Origin of the sequence: Prevotella sp. CAG:592, from assembly GCF_000436015.1 — a bacterium.
In the GTDB taxonomy this organism is placed as follows: domain Bacteria; phylum Bacteroidota; class Bacteroidia; order Bacteroidales; family Bacteroidaceae; genus Prevotella; species Prevotella pectinovora.
Map to the genome: position 1 here is coordinate 1 of NZ_FR892517.1, position 17,907 is coordinate 17,907.

14 protein-coding genes are annotated in these 17,907 nt (G+C 45.1%); 3 read left to right on the forward strand and 11 right to left on the reverse strand.

Annotation, left to right across the window (positions count from 1 at the left end; translation table 11 throughout):
- Window positions 1-674, forward strand: a 674-nt coding sequence (locus QVO99_RS02095) for a tetratricopeptide repeat protein (protein ID WP_369678103.1), incomplete at its 5' end; no start/stop codon positions are given.
- 160 nt (window positions 675-834) lie between these two features.
- Here the strand turns inward: QVO99_RS02095 and QVO99_RS02100 are convergent.
- From QVO99_RS02100 to gyrA, 3 genes are all read right to left on the reverse strand, one after another.
- Window positions 835-2,001 carry a tetratricopeptide repeat protein gene (locus QVO99_RS02100; protein ID WP_288176879.1) on the reverse strand — a complete coding sequence of 389 codons (1,167 nt, stop codon included), beginning with the start codon at window positions 1,999-2,001 and terminating at the stop codon, window positions 835-837.
- Window positions 2,002-2,234: 233 nt separating this feature from the next.
- Window positions 2,235-3,425 carry a tetratricopeptide repeat protein gene (locus QVO99_RS02105; protein ID WP_022315938.1) on the reverse strand — a complete coding sequence of 397 codons (1,191 nt, stop codon included), beginning with the start codon at window positions 3,423-3,425 and terminating at the stop codon, window positions 2,235-2,237.
- A gap of 24 nt (window positions 3,426-3,449) precedes the next feature.
- Entirely contained in the window at window positions 3,450-6,071 is a 2,622-nt protein-coding gene (gene gyrA / locus QVO99_RS02110) for a DNA gyrase subunit A (protein ID WP_022315939.1), read from the reverse strand.
- A 383-nt stretch (window positions 6,072-6,454) separates the two neighbouring features.
- Here gyrA and QVO99_RS02115 point away from each other — a divergent pair, with 383 nt between their 5' ends.
- Window positions 6,455-7,273 carry a gliding motility protein GldB-related protein gene (locus tag QVO99_RS02115; protein ID WP_022315940.1) on the forward strand — a complete coding sequence of 273 codons (819 nt, stop codon included), beginning with the start codon at window positions 6,455-6,457 and terminating at the stop codon, window positions 7,271-7,273.
- 51 nt (window positions 7,274-7,324) lie between these two features.
- On the opposite strand, the gene QVO99_RS02120 is transcribed toward QVO99_RS02115, so the two are convergent.
- Window positions 7,325-8,230 carry a TIGR01212 family radical SAM protein gene (locus tag QVO99_RS02120; RefSeq protein WP_022315941.1) on the reverse strand — a complete coding sequence of 302 codons (906 nt, stop codon included), beginning with the start codon at window positions 8,228-8,230 and terminating at the stop codon, window positions 7,325-7,327.
- Window positions 8,231-8,610: 380 nt separating this feature from the next.
- Here QVO99_RS02120 and QVO99_RS02125 point away from each other — a divergent pair, with 380 nt between their 5' ends.
- Window positions 8,611-10,815 carry a S9 family peptidase gene (locus QVO99_RS02125; protein ID WP_022315942.1) on the forward strand — a complete coding sequence of 735 codons (2,205 nt, stop codon included), beginning with the start codon at window positions 8,611-8,613 and terminating at the stop codon, window positions 10,813-10,815.
- Between the two features lie 303 nt (window positions 10,816-11,118).
- Here the strand turns inward: QVO99_RS02125 and QVO99_RS02130 are convergent, their stop codons facing one another.
- From QVO99_RS02130 to QVO99_RS02160, 7 genes are all read right to left on the reverse strand, one after another.
- Window positions 11,119-11,385, reverse strand: a complete 267-nt coding sequence (locus tag QVO99_RS02130) for a PqqD family protein (protein WP_022315943.1) — start codon at window positions 11,383-11,385, stop codon at window positions 11,119-11,121.
- A 5-nt stretch (window positions 11,386-11,390) separates the two neighbouring features.
- Window positions 11,391-11,867, reverse strand: coding sequence for a S24/S26 family peptidase (locus QVO99_RS02135; RefSeq protein ID WP_022315944.1), 477 nt, complete (start codon window positions 11,865-11,867; stop codon window positions 11,391-11,393).
- Window positions 11,868-11,898: 31 nt separating this feature from the next.
- The gene (locus QVO99_RS02140) at window positions 11,899-12,780 is read right to left on the reverse strand and encodes a hypothetical protein (protein ID WP_022315945.1); all 882 of its coding nucleotides are present in this window, start codon (window positions 12,778-12,780) and stop codon (window positions 11,899-11,901) included.
- Window positions 12,781-12,828: 48 nt separating this feature from the next.
- A complete protein-coding gene (locus tag QVO99_RS02145) occupies window positions 12,829-13,242 on the reverse strand; it encodes a hypothetical protein (RefSeq protein WP_022315946.1) in 414 nt (137 codons plus the stop codon).
- Window positions 13,243-13,418: 176 nt separating this feature from the next.
- Window positions 13,419-14,282, reverse strand: a complete 864-nt coding sequence (locus QVO99_RS02150) for a sigma-70 family RNA polymerase sigma factor (protein WP_022315947.1) — start codon at window positions 14,280-14,282, stop codon at window positions 13,419-13,421.
- Between the two features lie 204 nt (window positions 14,283-14,486).
- Complete coding sequence (locus QVO99_RS02155) at window positions 14,487-15,935, reverse strand: Do family serine endopeptidase (protein ID WP_022315949.1); 1,449 nt, start codon at window positions 15,933-15,935, stop codon at window positions 14,487-14,489.
- A gap of 397 nt (window positions 15,936-16,332) precedes the next feature.
- Window positions 16,333-17,862 carry a peptide MFS transporter gene (locus QVO99_RS02160; protein ID WP_022315950.1) on the reverse strand — a complete coding sequence of 510 codons (1,530 nt, stop codon included), beginning with the start codon at window positions 17,860-17,862 and terminating at the stop codon, window positions 16,333-16,335.
- Window positions 17,863-17,907 lie beyond the last annotated feature (45 nt).

Here is a 17,907-nt window from a genome sequence, read left to right on the forward strand (position 1 = left end):
AGAGTGCGGAAATCGTAGACTCAGAACAGAGCGACATGATGATGGCGAGATGTTATTTCTGCATGCAGGATATGGACAAGACTCTTGCCTACCTGAAAAGCGCAGAAACGAAATGCACAGAAGAAACTGCCAACAAGATTGACATCTGCAGAGATTTCGCCATCACTTACGGATGGATGGGGAACAACGAATTGGCATTCAAATATCTGGAGAAGCTGAAGGAATACGGAAAACTTGACGCTGAAACGTATCTCGTGGAAGGTAGCATCCTGCTGGGCATGAACAGGTTTGAAGATGCAAACATAGCATTCTACAATGGCTATAAGTTGACAAACAACCCAACTGAATATACATTCCAGATTGCCGTGTCTCTGTATGAGCACAGCATGGACCAATATGCGTATATGTTTCTCAAGAGAGTGTTTGAAAAGGATCCTGAAAGGACACGCGGACTGGCTTACCTTGCGGCATGCAGCAACTATCTGGGTATGGGAGATGAATTTATAGGATACTTGAAAGACGCGGTAGACAAGAATCCAGAAGAGGCAAAAGCTGTATTGGCAGACTTCTTTCCAAAAGGTATGGAGCCTTACGACTATGTGGAATATGCAAAGAAGCACAGCAGAGGCATAAACGAGGAAACTGACAAAAACGACAATGACAGTCAGAAATAAGAACCACCGGCTGTCATTGTCATCATGACTGAGTGACGGTGAAATCATACCAAGTTATTCTTTTACCGTCACTAAACTGTAACCTAATGGCCGATTGGGATTGTTTCATTTTCTAATCCCAATGACCGATTGAGGACTTTTAATATTGATTGGGATTATTTCAGTTCTTCAAAATCCCCACTATTTCTTCAAACTTCTTTCCCATGTTAAGATTGAGATAGATGTTGTATAGGGCTGCTGCCCATTTGTCTTTCTGGTCGGGAGCAAGTTCGCGGTATCGCTCCATATACGGCAAGGAGCACTTATAATATTTCTTCATCTGAGATTTGCCTTCAGCCTTGAAAGCCATGTTCATATAGGCTACACCGGCATTATAATAGGTATCGGCAAGGGTGTCGTTGCGGGCAATCAGACTGTCGCAGACGGACACGCATTTCCCGTATTCACCCATATTCAGCAGCAGATTGCTCTTGGCATAAAGAAAGAGTGTATTCAGGCTATCAGCCATCAAGGCTTTGTCAACTACAACGTTTGCCGAATCTATCTGATTCTTTCCGTTATAGAAGTCTACAAGACGGGTGAAGAAAAACTCGTTTTGAGGATATTCATCAAAGCCTGTTTTAAGGGATTCCCTGTATAATACGGTATCTTTCTTCTCGCTATAGATATTTGCCAAGAACTGCAAGGTCTTTTCCCTGCCGGGTTTATAGTCGAGAGCGGAAGACGAATACTTAAGGGCAAGTTCCGAATTGCCGAGTTTCACTCCACAATATGTTGCAAGATAGGCCGCAGAGAGCTCTGAAGGCGATGTCATGCTCAATTTATTGTTTGAGAACAATGGCTGGTTGACACAGTCGAGAAATGCGTCGAAGAGATTGAAAGCGGACTTGTAATTCTGCTTGGACAAGAAGAACACGCCTCCGTTATAAAGATTCTTGCGATACACGCTCAGATATTCAGCATTACGCTTCCTGTATTTTATCGTCACCCTTCCTTTGTGGTCGGGTCGGGCATCAACGCTGTCCATAGACTCATAAGCCTGGAACATGCGAAGCTCTATGTTGAATAGAGAAGCCGTGTCGAATTTCTGTTTGAGATAGAGTTGCTCGTTGGCCTGTTCATATTGCAGACGGATAGCTTCTGTAAGAGTGTGCCATATCTTGATATTGGCATGATTTGCAGAGTCGGCAAGCAGTTTCCTCATACTCGCTTCTGCCTTGTCCAGATTCTTACCTGTCTTGACGTAAGTCTGTGCCTGAGAGATTTCCTTCTTCTGAGCGAAGGCAAATGAATGGAAAAGGCTGATTATAGATAAAATTACAAGCAAACGTTTCATTATCCCACTAACATAAAAAAAATTAATCTACCCTAAAAGTAAATACCTGAAATATATGTAAAATTGAATATGCCGGTAAAAAAGAAGTATATAAAAAGAGAAGGGCGTACCAAAGCCGGAACTAAAAGTGAGTATAGAGTGTTTGTCTGGAACCACACACAAAAAGCCACAACTTATATTGTCACAATTCTGGTACGCCCTTTCAATATACTATTGATCAGAGATTACTTGGTCAGAGCCTCTGCCTCCTTGGTCTTAGGATCTTCATCGCCCAAAGTGCGATACAGACAAGTATAGAGAGAATAAGCCCAGCTGGTCTTGTATTCCATGTTCTTGTCCATGTCCTTTGCCTTTGTCAGATAGTCAATGGCCTGGTTGTAAACGCCGACGATCACATCCTCTGCAGACTTAGGGATTCTACCGTTGGTCTTGGCAGAAATCTGCTCTGCCTTCTCCTGAGCGAGGAACATGTAGCAGTTACCTACAGAAGCTGTTACAGGGATATTGTCAGGCATGATCTCGAGAGCCTTCTTCAGGTCGTTGATAGCCTCCTGCCATTTACGATCGTTCATATAAGACTGGCCTCTCATTGCCACAGCAGCGAAGTTCTTTGGATTTGCTGCAAGAGCGTTGTCGATGAGCTTGTTGAAATCGTCTTTCTTGCCCTGAGAAAGGAGAAGACCTGTGAGAGTGCTGAATACTGCCTGGTTGTTAGGGAACTTGGCATAAAGGTCCTCCAACTTCTTCTGGGCAGCAATAGAGTCAGCCTTGGTCTTCATGGTGTTCTGAAGAGCGTTGAGCTTCAGGTTCATTGCGTCATTGGCATAAGTAGAGTCATTCAGAGCTGCGTCAGAATATCTCTCAGCACGATCAAACTCTTGTGCATAGAAAGAAGAGAGTGCTGCAAAATAAGCGATCTGAGGTCCGAACTGGTCTGGCTGACCTGTTGCGAAGAGCTTCTCTGAGTTTGTATCAACATACATACCGAATGCTCTTGAAGCACCCTTGTAGTCTTTCTCGTTGTAACGAGCCTCTCCCTCTGATACGAGAGAAGCGCGAACTGGAGCAAGGCGAGTACCGTTCTTGGCGAACTTAGGTTTTACCTTACCCTTCTCGTTAGGCATGTTGTCATACTTGTCACACTCCAAAGCAGCCTGGATGGCAGCCTCGGCAGCATCATACATGGCTGCAGGGTCAGCCTTTGTCACCTGCTCCTTCAGGAACTTGTCCAAAGCGAGGTCAACGACCTTATTATATGCCTTGGCCTTGTTCTCATTAGAGAGAGAAGCCTCACCAGCCTTAATCATGTTAAGGGCCTCTTTGTAGTCGTTAGCACCGAGGATAGTCTTGATATCCTGTGCAGACATTGACACACTGCAAAGTGTAGCCAACGCAAAAACCATAAGTTTTTTCATTTTCATTATTGTTTAAGATTATAGTTATTCGTTATTCACATCATTGTTATCGGCAACAGAATCACTTTCCTCTATATGGTCACCGTCTTCAAACTGTGTGGCTGGAGCGGAAGTGGAATCCTGGTTTATCCTTTCGTTTGTAGCAACCATCTGTTTGCGACTCTCATCTTCGACAACAGCCTCAAGCTCTGAGCTCATCACTTTGCATACGCTGGCAATGACGTCATTTTTCTTCGTGAGGTTTATCAGTCTTACACCCTGTGTGGCACGTCCCATCACACGGCATTCCTTCACAGACAGACGGATCACGATTCCACTCTTGTTGATGATCATGAGATCATTCTCGTCTGTCACTACCTTAATGGCAACAAGGCGTCCTGTCTTCTCTGTAATTCCAAGAGTCTTCACTCCCTTGCCACCACGGTTGGTTACGCGATAGTCCTCAACAAGACTACGCTTGCCGTAGCCATTCTCGCTCACAACCATTATGGTTTCCTCGTCAGGCTTGTTGACTACAACCATTCCTACAACTTCGTCGTCTCCACCGTCGAGACGCATTCCGCGTACACCGGTAGATACACGACCCATTGCACGAACGGCATTCTCATCGAAACGCACAGCCCTACCGTTACGGTTTGCAAGCACCAGTTCATTGTGTCCGTTGGTAAGTCTTACTCCTACCACCTCGTCACCTTCCTGAATGTTGATGGCTATGACACCGTTTGCTCTCGGACGGCTATAGGCTTCAAGCAAGGTCTTCTTGATAAGTCCGTTCTTTGTGGCGAACACTACATAATGGCTGTTGATGAACTCCTGGTTGTCGAGACCGCGCAGACGCAAGAATGCATTGACGCTGTCGTCGCTTTCGATATTGAGGAGGTTCTGTATCGCTCTGCCCTTGCTGCTCTTGTTTCCTTCCGGAATCTCGTAGCACTTCAGCCAGTAGCAACGTCCCTTCTTGGTGAAGAACATCATGGTGTTGTGCATTGTGGCTGGATAGATGAACTCTGTGAAGTCCTGCTCTCTGCTATGGGCTCCCTTGCTACCCACTCCACCTCTTGACTGCTCTCTGAACTCGCTCAGAGGAGTTCTCTTGATATAACCAAGATGACTGATAGTGATAACTACAGGATCGTTAGGATAGAAGTCCTCAGGATTGAATTCCTCACTTGAATATTTTATCTCTGTGCGTCGTTCGTCTCCATACTTCTCCTTCACTTCCTGAAGCTCGTCTTTCATTACCTTCTTGCAAAGTTCCGGATCGTTGAGGATAGACTGCAGATAATTGATCTGACGCTCCAACTCCTCATATTCGGCATGCAACTGCTCAAGACGCAGACTAGTGAGCTGGCTGAGACGCATATCAACGATTGCCTTAGACTGCAACTCATCGAGCTCAAAGCGCTTTTCCAAATTGCGCTGTGCGTCTGACGGAGTTTTGGATGCACGGATAATGTGTACCACCTCGTCGATGTTGTCACAGGCGATGATAAGGCCTTCAAGGATATGTGCCCTTTCCTGGGCTTTCTTCAAGTCAAACTTAGTACGACGAATTGTAACGTCATGTCTATGTTCAACAAAATGATGAACGCATTCCTTGAGAGTAAGCAGACGTGGACGACCTTTAACCAAAGCGATGCAATTCACTGAGAATGAGCTCTGAAGAGCCGTCATCTTGAAGAGTTTATTCAAGATAACATTTGCGTTGGCATCCTTCTTCACGTCAATGACGATACGCATACCCTGACGACCAGACTCATCATTGGCATTGCTTATACCATCGAGTTTTCCTTCTTTGACGAGATCGGCGATATATGTAATAAGCTGAGCCTTATTCACGCCATAAGGTATTTCCGTAATGACAATTTTGTCATGCGAATCACCACTCTCAATCTCAGCCTTCGCACGCATGACAATGCGTCCCCTACCAGTTTCGTAGGCATCTTTCACTCCCTGTATACCATATATATAAGCACCTGTAGGGAAATCCGGAGCCTTGATATAACGCATCAGTCCGTCAACATCGATTTCTGGATTATCGATATATGCGCAACATCCGTCAATGACTTCACCGAGATTATGGGTCGGAATATTTGTCGCCATACCTACAGCAATACCGTTTCCGCCATTTACGAGCAGGTTTGGAATCTTTGTTGGCATGACTGTCGGCTCAACGAGCGAATCATCGAAGTTGTTCGTCATGTCAACCGTATCCTTGTTAAGGTCATCCATGATGTGCTCTCCCATCTTTGAGAGTCGGCACTCAGTATAACGCATGGCAGCAGCAGAATCGCCATCCACGCTACCAAAGTTTCCCTGACCATCAACGAGTGTGTAACGCATGTTCCAGTCTTGCGCCATCCTGACAAGGGCTCCATATACAGAACTGTCACCATGTGGGTGATACTTACCAAGCACCTCACCGACAACGCGAGCACATTTCTTATAAGGCTTGTCACTTGTATTGCCAATACCCATCATTCCATAGAGTATTCTTCTGTGCACAGGCTTGAAACCGTCGCGCACATCAGGCAACGCACGGGCAACAATCACCGACATAGAATAGTCGATGTATGAGGATTTCATCTCCTCCTCAATGTTAATCTTGAGAATTCTGTCTTGATCAATAGTGTTGTTACTATCCATTAGTTAATCTGTTAATTTTCTTAAATTCCCGTTTTAAGGGCATTTCCTTGCGTTTTAAGCGCATTTTACAATTTGGGTGCTAAGTTACAACAAATTATCCAACTGCCCTAATATTTAACACAAAAAAGATTCTGCAAAATATTTTCAACTTACATTTACCGCTCCTGCCAGAGAACTAGGAATAGGAACAAAGGAGAAAACTGAGGCATACAAACTCAAAATAATTACACACCGAGGGCAAGATGTGCAGATTTTTAAACCATTTTAAACAATAAACACACAAAAGCAATTAGAATTTTGTAATTTTTAGCTTTAAATTTTGTGCAAATAATATTTTTTAGTAAATTTGCAATATCAAAAAAACAATAGGAAGAGAATTTATAGTGAGAAGATTCATATACATAATAATATTCATTTGTATTCAGATAGCATTTTGCTCATGCGAATATAAGTTCAAGGCTTTCGACTTCTTGTATAGCGAACCGCAGAAAATTGAAATCTGCCGCTACGACAGGTTGGAAAGTCAATACCTCACCACGAGCGACTTTTCTGCCCTTCAGCAGATGAACACCGACTACCCGATGGAGACAAGAACACTCATTGAGGATATGCTCAAGCTGGGCGAAGTAAACGACCCCGAGATAAACAAGATATTCCAGACTTTTTATCAAGACTCTACACTACAGACACTTATAAGCGATGCAGAATCACAGTATGCTAACGTTGACGACTTGAACGACCAGTTCAATAAGGCATTCACGAACCTGCAGAAGATTTATCCTAAAATTGTGATTCCAAGGATATACATGCAGATTGGCGCCCTTGACCAAAGCATCATTATCGGCAACAGCACGATAGGAATCTCCATAGACAAATATCTCGGAGAAGATTATCCTCTTTACAGGAAATACTATCCGGAAACGCAGCGCAAAACTATGAACAGAAAGAACATTGTGCCTGATGCCATCTGCTTCTATCTGATGAGCATCCACCAGATGCCCAACTTCGACAAAAGACCTCAGATAGAGCGAGATATACATCTGGGGAAAATAATGTGGCTCTGCAATAAGGTCTTGGAAGAAAAGGCTTTCGACACTAAATTTGTCAAGGCTACCGAAAAGTATATGCGGTGCCATCCAAAGACAGACATTACCAAATTCATCCAAGACAACGATTTTTCTGTAATCATTAAACACATGTAGCAGAAGGTGGAAACAAGCCTTAACACAACAAGCCCAAATGGTTGATCCGGATTAAAGAGCGTCTCCCTGGCGAATGTCATTCTCTCGAAGATATTTATTCAATTTATCTGTAAACTCATAGTTCTTCAGCCCCCAGTCTGGAGCAAGAAGCATTCCCTTTGGCGATTGGGAAACGAAACGCTCAATGACAATCGAAGGACGTAGATTGCGGATATACTCTGAGATTGTGCGAATATATTCGTCAACCGAGAAGACATGAAAAGGTTTTCTCTCATAATCCTCAGCCAACCGTGTTCCTCTAACGACCTGTAGCTGATGGATTTTCAGAATGTCGAGAGATGTTGCAGATATTTTTTTAGCCTGAGCTATAATGTCGTCGGCAGACTCTCCAGGCAACCCCACAATAACGTGCCCACCGGTGACAATTCCCCTTTTTGAAGTATCTTCTATAGCATGGACAGAGCAACCGAAATCATGACCGCGGTTTATTCTCAACAATGTGGAATCCTCTGTGCTTTCTATCCCATACTCTACCGTGAGGAAAGTCTGACGATTCAATGACTCCAGATAATCCAGAATCTCGTCGTTGATACAGTCGGGACGGGTTCCTATAATAAGTCCCACAACATCATCACACGCCAAAGCCTCCTCGTATTTCCTACGCAAGGTGTCAACACCAGCATATGTATTGCTATAAGCCTGGAAATAAGCAAGATACTTCATGTCTGGATATTTGTGCGAAAAAAACTGTTTACCCTTCTCTATCTGGTCTGTAATACTCTGTTCCGTGTCACAATAGGCAGGATTGAATGAACGGTTGTCGCAGAAGCAACAACCTCCCCTACCAACCTTTCCATCTCTGTTAGGACAGGAAAAACCGGCATCCACGGAAATTTTCTGAACCCTGAACGGGAATTTCCTTCTTATCCACTCGCTATAAGAATTATAATTCGGCATATAATATTTATATATAAGTTGGCATATTCTATTATTACTGGTAAGTCAGGGAAATACCTGATGCCGGCAATACGTTTTATTCGTAGCCCCATCAAATATCACCAAGACAGAAGCCATCCAACTGTCGTCGGGATTAAACACATAGCATCAACAGTTTCTGATAAAATGTAAATGCAAAGATACAATTAAAAATTGATAATCTATGGACTAAAGAATGGTTAAAGCCCTACAAACCGTACTATTCACACAATATGCAAATCCTCAACACCGGGTAACAACCCATTTGGGTTAAATTGTGTTTAATCATGAGTACTAATTGCAATATAATTGCTAATTTTGCAATAGATATAGAAATACTATAAAAACAGATAAATTTAATTATGAGAAAATTTTTCCTAATGTGCGCAGCTTTATTGATTAGCGCTACAACTGCTTTGGCTGGCAACGACTTGTCACTCAAGGACATCACGTCCGGCAAGTTCGCCCCCAAAGGAATTGGAAGCATCACGGCTCTCGACGACGGAGAGACCTATGCCCAGGTTAGCAAAGACGGCAAGAAGGTGGTGAGATACTCCTTCCGCACCGGCAAACAAACCGACGTGCTGTTTGACGTGAACAACACCATCGGTCAGAAAATAGAGTCTTTCGAAGACTATATTATGAGTCCTGACGGTACAAAGATGCTCATCCAGACGAATTCACACAAGATTTACAGACGTTCTTTCACAGCCGACTTCTACATCTACACCATCGCAAGCCGCAAGCTTGAGAAGCTGTCTGACAACGGAGCACAGCAGACACCAGTCTGGTCACCAGACGGAAAGCAGATTGCTTTCGTGCGTGACAACAACATCTTCCTTGTAAAACTGCTCTACGACAACGCCGAGAGCCAGGTGACGAAAGACGGCAAGAAGAACGAACTCATCAACGGTATTCCAGATTGGGTGAACGAGGAGGAGTTCGGATTCAACACGGCCATGACTTTCAATGGCGACGGCAGCATGATATGCTGGATAAAGTATGACGAGAAGGACGTACGTGAATACTCTCTGCAGATGTTCAAGGGGGAATATCCTGAACACAAGGAATATGCCACATACCCTGGTCTCTACTCATACAAATATCCTAAGGCTGGAGAGAAGAACTCTACGGTGGCAGTATTCAGTTACGACATCAAGTCGCATCAGACAAGGAAATTGCAGGTACCACTCGACGCTGACGGATACATTCCACGCATCGTAGCTACTAAAGATGCCGAGAAAATCATCGTCTATACATTCAACCGCCATCAGAGCGACCTCCGCCTATATGCCGTAAATCCAAGAAGCACAGTAGCGAAGATGCTCATCCAGGAGAAGAACGCCAAATATGTTCAGGAGGAGGCCATGGCAAACATCAAGATTACCGACAGCCATATCTTGCTGCCAAGCGACCGCGACGGCTTCATGCAGCTGTATCTCTACAGCATCAACGGCAGTCTGGTGAAGAAAATCACTACTGGCAAACATGACGTGACCGATGTTTACGGCTACGACGAAAAGACCGGCAACACCTATTATCAGGCTGCAGGCAAGGATCCGATGAACCGCGAAGTATATGTAACGGCAAAGAACGGCAAGACCGAATGTCTGACAAAACGCGACGGATGGAGCTCTGCATCTTTCAGCAAGGGCTTCAAGTATTTCGTGAACATCTGGAGCGACAGAAACACTCCTTTCGAATACTCAATGTGTGACAAGAACGGAAAGCGCATCGCAATGGTGAATGACAACAGCGAGCTGAAAACCAAGCTCAAGGAATACAACCTTCCACAGAAGGAGTTCTTCACCTTCACGACATCCGAGGGAGTAAAGCTAAACGGCATAATGGTAAAGCCACACAATTTTGACGCATCAAAGAAATATCCTGTCATCATGTGGCAGTATAGTGGTCCTGGCAGTCAGCAGGTTACAAACTCATGGGCAGTAGGTTCAATGGGCAACGGATGTCTCTATGACGGATATCTCGCTGACAGAGGTTTCATCCTGGTTTGCGTTGACGGACGCGGCACTGGCGGAAGAGGAGAAGAATTCATGAAGTGCACATATCTCAAGCTTGGCGACCTTGAGTCGAAAGACCAGGTGGAAACAGCTCTCTATCTTGGCACTCTGCCATACGTAGACAAAAACAACATCGGCATCTGGGGATGGAGCTTCGGTGGCTTCAACACTCTCATGAGCATGAGCGAGGGAAGAAACGTATTCAAGGCAGGTGTTTCAGTAGCACCTCCAACAGACTGGCGTTTCTACGACACCGTATACACAGAGCGCTATATGCGTACTCCTCAGGAGAACCCTGCAGGTTACGACACCAACCCGATCAAGAGAGCGGCTGGTCTCAGCGGCAGCCTCCTTATCTGTCATGGCCTTGCAGACGACAACGTGCATCCACAGAACGCATATGAATACACGGAGGCTCTTATTCAGGCAGACAAGGATTTCCGCATGAACATCTACACCAACCGCAACCACAGCATCTATGGTGGCAACACTCGCAACCACCTGCTCAGACAGATTGCAGACTTCTTTGTTGAAAAGATGAAGTAAGCTTCTGACACACATGATTTGGAACAAAAGAACCAAACGAATATAAAAGGATAATGGCGGTTTCCCCAACAAGACATAAAGTCTAAAGGGAAACCGCCATTATTAATTTATCAAAAAGGACACTACAAAGAGCAATTTATAGCTACAAAATGCATTTTATACTACAATGAACAATTCTTATAGCTACAAAAAGCAAGACTTTTAGCTATAACAAAGAACAACGCCCATACCAACATGCACCAACTGGTTATCCTCAACCTACTGTCAGAACATATGTTTGAGCATAAGATCATGTCGTCTTTATTATTCCACGATACCTATTTCACTCCACCCACGAAGCAAATTTTCACAGTCTGCCTTTGCCACTTCTGCATCAACATCATACTTTTCCAAAAGTAAAGAAGCCATCATATCGGCATCAAACTCCTTGTCTCCCAAAGCCTCCCAAAGGAAGGCCGAAGTCTCGTTCATACTTATGATATTGCTGAAGTCTATGTTCTCTTTACCCTCAGCCACGACAATCTGCTCTCCACAGACGTCACGAAGATTAAATCCAGGTTTCTTACGCATATTTTTCAATTGATATTTTCGGTTTTAACAATCCTGCGATAAGCAGCAAGTATGTAGCGACGCACTATGAGAGGCGTCAGTCTTGTCCACAGAAACGAATATAGACACCATTTCAGGCCATTGGTCTTGTCGATATGTTCCCTGCCTTTGCGGTAGAATCCTATTGCCTCCGCCCTTACGTCAGAGAGCTTGCAGCGTTCGGTACCGATATTTCCGTCGCCACGAAGTACCACATTCTCTCCTTTTATGCTCACAATCCTATGCAATACGAAATAATTCTCGCCTATTTCTGCCAGCACGGGCATTCCCACTTTAGGGTCTCTCGCCCGAATGAGCAATGCCTTGTCACGGTTGTCTTCAAGAAAGGGCCGCATACTATATCCTCTCAGTGGCAAGGTCACGGTATGTCCTTCCTCCAGAAGACTTATAACCTCTGGAATAAGTTCTGAATTTGAAAACAATTTCTCTTCTCTCTTCTTCATAAGATTATGTATTATCTGAACAGGCTCAAGTTCATTCATGGTCAATCATCGAGTGACAGACCTCTGCCGACTCTCTGTCTGGCAGACAATGCAACGTATATAATTCGGAAAATCTTATCACGTCAGAAATACAGTTGCAGACATTGTCAAAAACCCTCTTGTCCCATCTCATAGTGGAACACGAAGGTAGGAATGAAGCAAAAGCCGCTACCGTAGGCAGTTTTTCCACCCAGTTTCTCTCGCAGCGTTCAATACGAGTTACTGCTGCCAGAGGCGCTTTCACATCACGATAGCATGGCGTCTTACCACTCCACGGAGTTCCATAAACAAACACTTCTTCGCCGATGACTCTCACCACAGGATTATCATCGTTCATAAGGTCACAGTCTGGTATATACCTCAGCCAGTTGCTCACCTGAGTGCTCTTTCCCGTTCCGCTTTGGGCTATGAAAGCATAGCCACGTCCGTTGTGTCTCACCAGCGAGGCATGAATCATCAAAGCCTTCTGAAAACTTGCAGCAAACGAGAAAGCCATCATCACGGCATTGTTGAGCGCATACTGCCTCATGAAGAAATCACCGTTCAGCGCACAGCGACAATCGTTGAAGTCTGCGTTTGTCTGTAGCAGGCAGCAAGCCCTGCCTTCAAGATCCTTTATTATATACTGATAACTGGAATCCGGGAAGCGGTCTACTATTACATTGCCATTCCCCGTATCGAAATCTCCAATACGTTCCCTGTTTTCTTTTTTAGGCTGCAGTTTATCGTCTACATAAAGACGCAGCAACAAAGACTCCTCCTTACACATCCTACCAATGACAAAGGGTGTGAAAGAAGGAATCAGACTTGTTCCATCGGTATAATCCTCCGAGAAACTTATTTCAATAGGGAATTCCGCTATTCGATAGAGCATTTCGAATTATTTCAATTATAAAATAAAGACAGGTCCCTGCATCCATTCTCAATGCGCCATCACCACACGCTGATAGGCGAACTCTTCAGCGGGTATCTGCTTTACGATGAGTTTGTTCTTGCCAGCCAGCCGCTGCTTCATAGAGCTCAATGATTTCTCTGCCTCTTTGCGAGACTTGGCATTTACTGTTACACAAGTAGCATGCTGAATACCTTTGCCACCCATGAACTCACGTAGCTGATAAGAATACTCCTGTTTGTTTGCCAGAATGCCTGTTTTTCCTACAGTCGTTACAGAGTCAAGCTGCTGAATGACAGTTACATAAGCCGTAGAATCATTGAACGATGTTGCCACACCAAACACATAAGTAGTCTTGACTCCCTTTCCCTTGGCAGCATAAGCCAGTTGTACTGTCGTCAAAAGCAGTACAGCCATAAGTGCCACATATTTTAAAGATCTCATTATTCTGTTATTCGTATTGTTTCTATTTCGTTTTTTTTATATACTCATTTATCCATTTCAGAAATCACCCGGACCCTGGTCTCCATCATTCAGTAGCACCGGACTTTCATATAGTTTCCACCTATGGAATTTCGATACGCCAAGCCTACAGACGCCTTTCCCTTGTCTGTAGGCTATCAGCTACCGAGGAAGGATTTCAGCTGTTTGTTCTGAGTGGAATGGCGTAGTCGGCGTATTGCCTTTTCCTTAATCTGCCTTACGCGTTCTCTTGTCAGTCCATACAGCACTCCGATTTCCTCAAGCGTCTTTTCCGGTTGGTCTATTCCGAAGAAAGCCTCTATGACTTTGCGCTCTCTTTCGTTCAGGGCCTGCAACGCTCTTTTTATCTCCTCGCGCAGGGATTCCATCACGAGCTCATTGTCAGGATCCGGCGAGTCGGAGTTAGCCATTATGTCAATAAGGCTTCCTTCCTCACCTTCTTTTATTGGCGAGTCAACGGACACGTGTCTTCCGTTGATTTTCATAGCTTCGCGTATCTTGTCCTCCGGCAGGTCAGTCTGCTCTGCGAGTTCGTCAACGCTAGCCCTTCTTTCGTATTGCTGTTCAAATTTGTTCTGCGCCTTGTTAGCCTTGTTCACGGTTCCCACCACATTCAGTGGCAGTCTCACTATCCTGCTCTGCTCTGCAATAGCCTGCAGAATGCTTTGCCTTATCCACCACACGGCGTATGATATGAACTTGAAGCCTCTTGTCTCATCAAATTTCTCAGCAGCCTTTATGAGTCCGAGATTCCCTTCGTTGATAAGGTCAGGAAGACTGAGACCCTGGTTCTGATACTGTTTAGCGACTGAGACAACGAATCTGAGGTTTGCCTTTGTGAGGCGTTCAAGTGCCTTCCGGTCACCTTTTTTTATCCGCTGTGCCAATTCCACCTCTTCGTCTACGGTAAGCAGTTCTTCGTGTCCGATTTCCTGCAGGTACTTGTCAAGCGAAAGGTCCTCGCGGTTTGTAATGGATGATGTGATTTTCAGTTGTCTCATAGAAAAAAGTTTTAACTAATTTACCAAATGCAAATATAATATTATTTATTCTAACGACAAAAGATTATATTCTTTTTTTTCAAATACCTATGAATGTGAAGTAAAAACAGCCTGTTTTGAATAAAAAAAGCACAAACAAACTGCCTTTATGTAGGTAGTTTGCCTGTGCCATTGATATTTTTATCGTTATTCAGTCGAAAGATTTTACTGTTTGTCAAGCATCACAGCGAAGTAAGCCTTCTTTCCTGTTGGCGAAAATCCCTTGAGGATAAGCACAGGATCTTTGCTTGTAGAAGCGTCCTTGACTGCCTTCTGCAGGTCGTTGAGAGTCTTCATCGGTGTGTCGTTAGCCTGCTGGATTACGAAGCCTTTATAAACTGCCGCATCCTTGAGCGCTCCGCCGGTAACCTTTGTCACTACCAATCCGTAGCTGATGTTCAGATCTTTCTTCTCCTGTTCTGTCACCGGGCGGAATGTTCCACCGAGAACATCCAGGTCAGCGTCTTTCACAATGTTCGTGTTGCCCTGCTCGTTCTTGAGAGTGATGGTAGCGGTCTTTTTCTGCTTCTTGCGCAGATATGTCACGGTCACCTTGTCGCCAGGGCGCTTGTTTGTGAGATATTCCTGGAATTCGCTCATCTTGACCACCTTCTTGCCATCTACGGCTATGATCACGTCGCCTTCCTTGATTCCGGCCTCGGCTGCAGAGCCGTCCTCATCCACCTTGGCTACATATACTCCCTCCATGGTTCCGAGGTCTACCTCCTTGCCCTGTTCTTTCTGCGAGTCGAAATACTTGTTCACGTCGGTAGCTGAAACTCCGAGCACACCACGCTGCACAACTCCGTATTTCTTCAGGTCAGCCACTACTTTGTTCATGATAGTGGTAGGGATGGCAAATCCATAGCCGCTATAGCTTCCGGTCTGTGAGTAAAGCATGGCATTGATACCCACGAGCTCCCCACGTGTGTTTACCAATGCTCCGCCGGAGTTTCCAGAGTTGATGGCAGCGTCGGTCTGAATGAACGACTCTATGCCGTTGGCTCCGAGCGACCGCGCCTTGGCGCTTACGATTCCTGCTGTAACTGTGGAGTTAAAGTTGAAAGGATTTCCCACTGCAAGCACCCACTCTCCCACTTTCAGCTTGTCGCTGTCGCCGATAGGCATAGCTGGCAGGTTTGTGGCACTGATTTTTATGAGTGCGAGGTCTGTAGTCTTGTCCGTACCGATGATGCGGGCAGAATATTCTTTGTTGTCGTTGAGCGTCACGGTTAGTTCGTCAGCTCCATCCACCACGTGGTTGTTGGTCACGATATATCCGTCGGTAGATATGATGACTCCTGAACCGGAACCTTCTCTCTTTGGAGTCTGCACTTTTCTCTTCTGCGTGCCACCATTCCCAGGGTTTCCAAAGAAGCCAAATGGGTCGAAGAAGTCTCCGAAGGGATCAGACTGCACGTCAACGGTCTGCACTTTGCTATTCTGCAAGAAACGGATATGCACCACAGATGGCAGAGCCTTCTCTGCTGCGTAAGTCAGGTCAACTGGTTGACTTGGAACTGCATTGACGCCCGCAAAAGCTGCTGTTGGCGTCGCAATGGTCAATGTAAGTGACATTGCAACCATCGCAATTCGATTAGATAGTTTTTTCATTTCAAAATATCTTTATTGTTACACATTTCAGTTTGGTTTTCGGAGTGCAAATATAGACGCAACAAATGTAAAACTGCCATAATGTCTCATACTTTTCTTCTCTTTTAACAATCAATCTGTAAGCGTTAACGGCTCTTAGCGTGACATGTTCGTTTTTTTACTTTTGTTTAACCCATACGGTATAATGGCAGATTGAGGTAAGCGTGAATCTCTCATCATTGCTCAACGGAAGAACGTCTAAAGCTAAATGACAGGAATGAGGTTACGGAATAAAAGAAATCCATCCGCCCGATGCAGCCTACGGATACATAGCCTACATGAGCGGATGGACCGGAATGTTATTTGTTTATATTGTGCTTTTATGCCAATAAATTTCTGTGAGGAATTTTATTCTTGCTTATGAAACTTTGTTGAGTTTCTTGATGATAGAGAAGATGAAGAGTGCCGAAACGAGACAGATGCCTGCGAGAACTCCCCAGATAGTCACGAGGTTGAAGTTCATGCCCCACATGATGCCAGGCACCATAACGAGCTGGTTTCCGATAGCAGTAGCACCGAACCAGAGACCCATCATCAAACCTGCATATTTTGGAGGAGCAACCTTCGACACGAACGAGATACCGATTGGCGAAAGAAGGAGCTCTGCAAATGTCAGAATGAGATAAGTAGAGATGAGCACGTTTGCGCTTACTCGTGCGCCTTCCGTAGCTGCGTTGCCCTGTGTGAGCGGAAGTTCAAGACCCATTGAGCATACTGCCATCCACACGAATCCGAGAGCTGCAACGAGCATACCGAGACCGATTTTCTCTGGTGATGTTGGTTCTTTGCCCTTCTTGTTGAGCCATGAGAAGAGAGCCACGCTTACTGGTGTAAGAGCCACCACATAGCAAGGGTTGAACTGCTGGAAGATAGGAGCCTCAATGTCTACGTGGCTGTCGAGTGTGGTATACTTGTAGAAGAGGAAAGCTATGGCAGCGAGGATAACTCCGAATGCGATGCCCTTGCCCTTGCCGGTCTTGCTCTGTGCAAGAGCGAAGCTTCCGTAAACCACAAAGATACAAGCCACGAGGTTTGTCACGTCGAACGCCATAGACTGCAGACCTTCAGAAGTCTTCTGTGTGAAGTCACGTGCGAAGAGTGTCAGCGTGTTTCCGTTCTGATGGAACGCCATCCAGAAGAAGATAACGACTGCGAAGACGAGACACAGACAAACGATGCGCTCCTTTGTCTCAGCCTGAGAGAGTTCCTTGACTTCTGCCTTTGCTGCCGGATCATCCGACTTGGCCTTTGTCTCGTTTGCAAGAACGTGCTTGTATGTAGAGCTGAAAGCATAATAGATTGCTATACTGAGGATGAGCGAAGCACAAGCCACGGCGAAAGCGAAGTGGTAAGAATCAGCCTCAGAAACGCCCAGACTCATCTGCGCCCACTTCATGATCTTGATGGCAGCAGTAGGTGCAAACATAGCGCCGATGTTGATTGCCATATAGAAAAGTGAGAAACCGGAGTCGCGGTTGCTGGCAAACTGTGGCTCGTCGTAAAGACGACCTACCATTACCTGTAGGTTTCCTTTGAACAGACCTGTTCCCAATGCGATGAGGATGAGGGAGATTCCCATGGCAGCAATTGCCACGCTGTCTTTGCCGAGAGGTAGTGAGAGCACGAGATATCCGATGAACATGATGAAGATACCTGTGGTTACCATTTTTCCGAATCCGAACTTGTCGGCAGCTATACCTCCGATAATCGGGAGGAAGTAGACCATCATCAGGAATGTTGAGTAGATGGTACTTGCCACTCCGGTCTGGAATCCGAAGTTGGCCTGCAAATAGAGTAAGAACACGGCGAGCATAGTGTAGTATCCGAAACGCTCACCTGTGTTTGCCAAGGCTAATGCCCACAAACCTTTTGGTTGATTTTCAAACATAATTGTGTTTTTTTTATAGTTAATAGTTAATAATGTTTCTTGGTT

Bases quoted from the DNA above. Each gene is read 5' to 3' on its own strand.
- QVO99_RS02150 (WP_022315947.1), bottom strand. From the start codon at position 14,282: ATGAGACAACTGAAAATCACATCATCCATTACAAACCGCGAGGACCTT.
- QVO99_RS02125 (WP_022315942.1), top strand. From the start codon at position 8,611: ATGAGAAAATTTTTCCTAATGTGCGCAGCTTTATTGATTAGCGCTACA.
- QVO99_RS02160 (WP_022315950.1), bottom strand. From the start codon at position 17,862: ATGTTTGAAAATCAACCAAAAGGTTTGTGGGCATTAGCCTTGGCAAAC.
- QVO99_RS02130 (WP_022315943.1), bottom strand. From the start codon at position 11,385: ATGCGTAAGAAACCTGGATTTAATCTTCGTGACGTCTGTGGAGAGCAG.
- QVO99_RS02135 (WP_022315944.1), bottom strand. From the start codon at position 11,867: ATGAAGAAGAGAGAAGAGAAATTGTTTTCAAATTCAGAACTTATTCCA.
- QVO99_RS02105 (WP_022315938.1), bottom strand. From the start codon at position 3,425: ATGAAAAAACTTATGGTTTTTGCGTTGGCTACACTTTGCAGTGTGTCA.
- QVO99_RS02145 (WP_022315946.1), bottom strand. From the start codon at position 13,242: ATGAGATCTTTAAAATATGTGGCACTTATGGCTGTACTGCTTTTGACG.
- QVO99_RS02155 (WP_022315949.1), bottom strand. From the start codon at position 15,935: ATGAAAAAACTATCTAATCGAATTGCGATGGTTGCAATGTCACTTACA.
- QVO99_RS02120 (WP_022315941.1), bottom strand. From the start codon at position 8,230: ATGCCGAATTATAATTCTTATAGCGAGTGGATAAGAAGGAAATTCCCG.
- gyrA (WP_022315939.1), bottom strand. From the start codon at position 6,071: ATGGATAGTAACAACACTATTGATCAAGACAGAATTCTCAAGATTAAC.
- QVO99_RS02140 (WP_022315945.1), bottom strand. From the start codon at position 12,780: ATGCTCTATCGAATAGCGGAATTCCCTATTGAAATAAGTTTCTCGGAG.